2 protein-coding genes and 1 riboswitch are annotated in these 2,975 nt (G+C 61.9%); both genes read right to left on the bottom strand.

Going from position 1 to position 2,975, the window contains the following annotated elements; translation table 11 throughout:
* A partial coding sequence (locus J7J55_06640; protein MCD6142377.1) for a thiamine-monophosphate kinase occupies positions 1–472 on the bottom strand: 472 nt, incomplete at its 3' end.
* 33 nt (positions 473–505) lie between these two features.
* Positions 506–608: riboswitch (TPP riboswitch) on the bottom strand.
* 32 nt (positions 609–640) lie between these two features.
* Positions 641–2,677, bottom strand: a complete 2,037-nt coding sequence (locus tag J7J55_06635; protein MCD6142376.1) for an O-antigen ligase family protein — start codon at positions 2,675–2,677, stop codon at positions 641–643.
* Positions 2,678–2,975 lie beyond the last annotated feature (298 nt).

Here is a 2,975-nt window from a genome sequence, read left to right as displayed (position 1 = left end):
GCCGCAGAGCGGCCTGGGTGCGACCGAGATCGCCGGTGACACATACCGCGTCCCCGACCCGCGCTCCGCGCCGTCGGACCGGCCGCGCCGCTTCCCCGACGGCGGAGCTCACCAGGGTCAGCTCCTGATGGCGGTCGGTGTCCCCACCGACGAGGGTCGTCCCTGCGCTCGCGCAGCAGGCGATCGCCCCGTGCAGGATCCCGTTCACCAATCCGGATTCGAGGTCCGGGTCCCCAAGGGCGAGGAGCACCCCGAGCGGCCGCGCTCCCATCGCCGCCAAGTCGGACAGGGAGACCGCGACCGCCCTCCAGCCGATTACGTACGGGCTCGCCCCGGCCGGGAAGTCGGTGCGGCGGTGGAGCATATCGGTGGTGAGGACCAAGTTGGTATCCCGAAACGGAAGGACAGCGGCATCATCCCCTGCTGCCGCGATCCGTTCCCGGATCAGCGCGATGATCTCGGATTCCCGCATCCTTGTTCCGACCCGTTCGCGTCCTCTGGGCCGCGGGATGATTGGACGTCCCTACGCTGGCATTACCCAGATCAGGTTCGAAGGGTCGAGGTCGTACCTCCTCTCAGCCCAAGCACGGGCTCCCCTGACGCTCCTACTATACCACTGAGGGGAAGGGTACGCAACCGATCACGGCAGGCGGGAGAGGCTCGCCTCCACCGCTTTCTTCTCCTGCTGCAACAGGTTGATCTCGCTGCGCAGCCGGCTGTACTCCTCCGCCGTGAACCGGGTGGTAGAGGAGAGTTTCTTCTGAGTCTGGGAGAGCTTCTTCTCGATCAGGGCGAGGGCCTTCTCGTAATCCTTCCGCGCTGTTTCTGTGTATCCCTGGATCCGGTACAGATCACCGCGTGCGATGTACGCCCGCTCGAAATCGGGGCTCTCCTTCAGCAATGCGTTCAGGATATCGCGGGCTTTCTGATAGTCCTTCTCCCGGATGGCGATGATCCCCTCGAGATAATGTGCCTGCCGTACCGTATCCTTGTCCGGATGGGTGGCAAGAAGGAGGGCGACGTTTTCCTTGGCCGTCTTCGTATCGCCGAGGTTGACCGCGATGTTGGCGATGTTCAGGTACACCTGCTCGGTGACGAACCGGGTGCGGCAGCGCTCGAGGTCAGCAAGGGCGTCCTTGTACTTCCCCTGCTGCAGCTCTCCCATCGCCCGGTAGTAGTACGCCTGGCGGGGGCAGAAGTCGAGCGCGATGCTCCGGTTGAGCGTCTCGATCGCGAGGTTCGTCTGCCCAAGCTGCAGTTGCCGCAGCCCGGCCTGGAACAGGAAATCGGCGGAATAGTCACCCACCGCGATCACCGAAACCATGAGAGCGAACGCGACCGCGACGACCGCCGTCGCGCGAAGCGGGTTCCGCCTGAGCACGACGGTCGTTTGCACCGCGTCGCCGTAGGCGCGCGAGGTCGCAATCCCAAGGATGGTGACAAGAGCGAGGCTCGAGGCGGGGAGGTGAGCGGGAAAGCTCACCAACCCGTGGATGAGGAAGGTGATCACCCCGCCGGTCAGCAAGAGAAGGTCGAACCGGTCGGCCTCGTCGCGGTTGCGGGATAGAATGGTCCAAAGGGAATAGGCGATCATCCCGATCAACCCGACCAATCCGATGATTCCGAGGATCCCGAGCTCCGCGAGCAACTGCACGTACTCGTTGTGCGCCTGGGCGGCGCGGGGGATGTAGAAGTTGTAATTCTTCCCCTGGGGGGTGGCGAGGAACTTCGCCTTGTACGGGATGAAGTTGAGCTTGTAGTTCCCCAGCCCGACCCCGAGGAGGGGATGGTCCCTGAACATCTCGTAGCCGACCCACCAGTCCCAGGCTCGCGTCTTTCCCGCGTTCGCGGCCCACAGCCGGCCGATCCAGGACGAGCCCTTGGTGGCGGAGAGCCCGACGACCGAGTTGAGCGGGCCGGACGGGGCCTCGACAAGGAAGGTGAACGCAAGCACAATGAGAAGGGCGATCAGCCAGGCGCGGTTGCGGCGCAGTGGCTCCACCGGGCGGAAGATCGCCCATCCGATGATCACCCCGATCGCGGCGACGATGAGCGCGACGCGAATCCCGGTCTGGTTCACGAGCATCGCCATCCCGAAGTTGAACGAGATGAGCGGGATCGCGATCGCCCGCAGGATCCGCGAACGCAGGCGTACGACGAGGATCACCGTGGGGAAGAGGAGGTAGGCGAGGAAGCCCCCGAGGTAGTTGCGGTTTCCCATCGTGGAGATGATCTCGCCCAAACCGTGTCCGCCGGTCGCACCGCGCATCACCCCCAGGTACTGGAGGAGCCCGTACAAAGAGGCGAGGAATGAGGAAATGAGGAGGGCGTAAAGGATGACGGTGACGTCCCGCTTCTCCTTGACCGCATTTGCCACAATCAGGTAGAAGAGGAGAAAATACAGAAAGACAGCGAGGCTTTGGACCACGACACGGCCGTTGACCGCGTTGATCATCGAAAGGAGGCCGACGAGGAGGAGGAATCCCGCCGGGTACACAAGCCACGGAAGCCGGATCCTCCACTCTCCTTTAATGGCGCTTCGAATCGCCCAGGCAACAAGGAGAGCCGAGACAACAAGGAACATGATAATCGTCTTTCCGTAACCGTACTCCGTCTCGCCGGGCCAGATAAAGAGGGGAATGATGAACACGACCGCGGCGATCGCATACACGAACACCCGGTCAACGGTGATATTAAACCGCGGTAACGCGGGAGCTTGCTTTCTTCGACTTTGTTGCTTTCGTCTCTTCGCCATCACGGGTAATTATATTAAATCGCGGTCGCAAAGGAAAATAGGCGAGGACTCCGATAAATTACAGACCTTTTGCGCCGAGCATATAACCCATCTTCTACTCCAGTTGTAAATTTAAGTTGCCGTTTAAAGGGCATTACAGGGCCTGGAGAGAGGTCTTGGCACCATGCTCTTCGTTTACTTCCCGCACCGACGGCGAGATCGCTACCCCATTCCCTGCAAC

This window comes from Candidatus Bipolaricaulota bacterium, assembly GCA_021159055.1.
Taxonomy (GTDB): Bacteria; Bipolaricaulota; Bipolaricaulia; order UBA7950; family UBA9294; genus S016-54.
The sequence above is the reverse complement of the archived record's forward strand: the minus strand, read 5'-3'. Positions and strand labels throughout refer to the sequence as shown.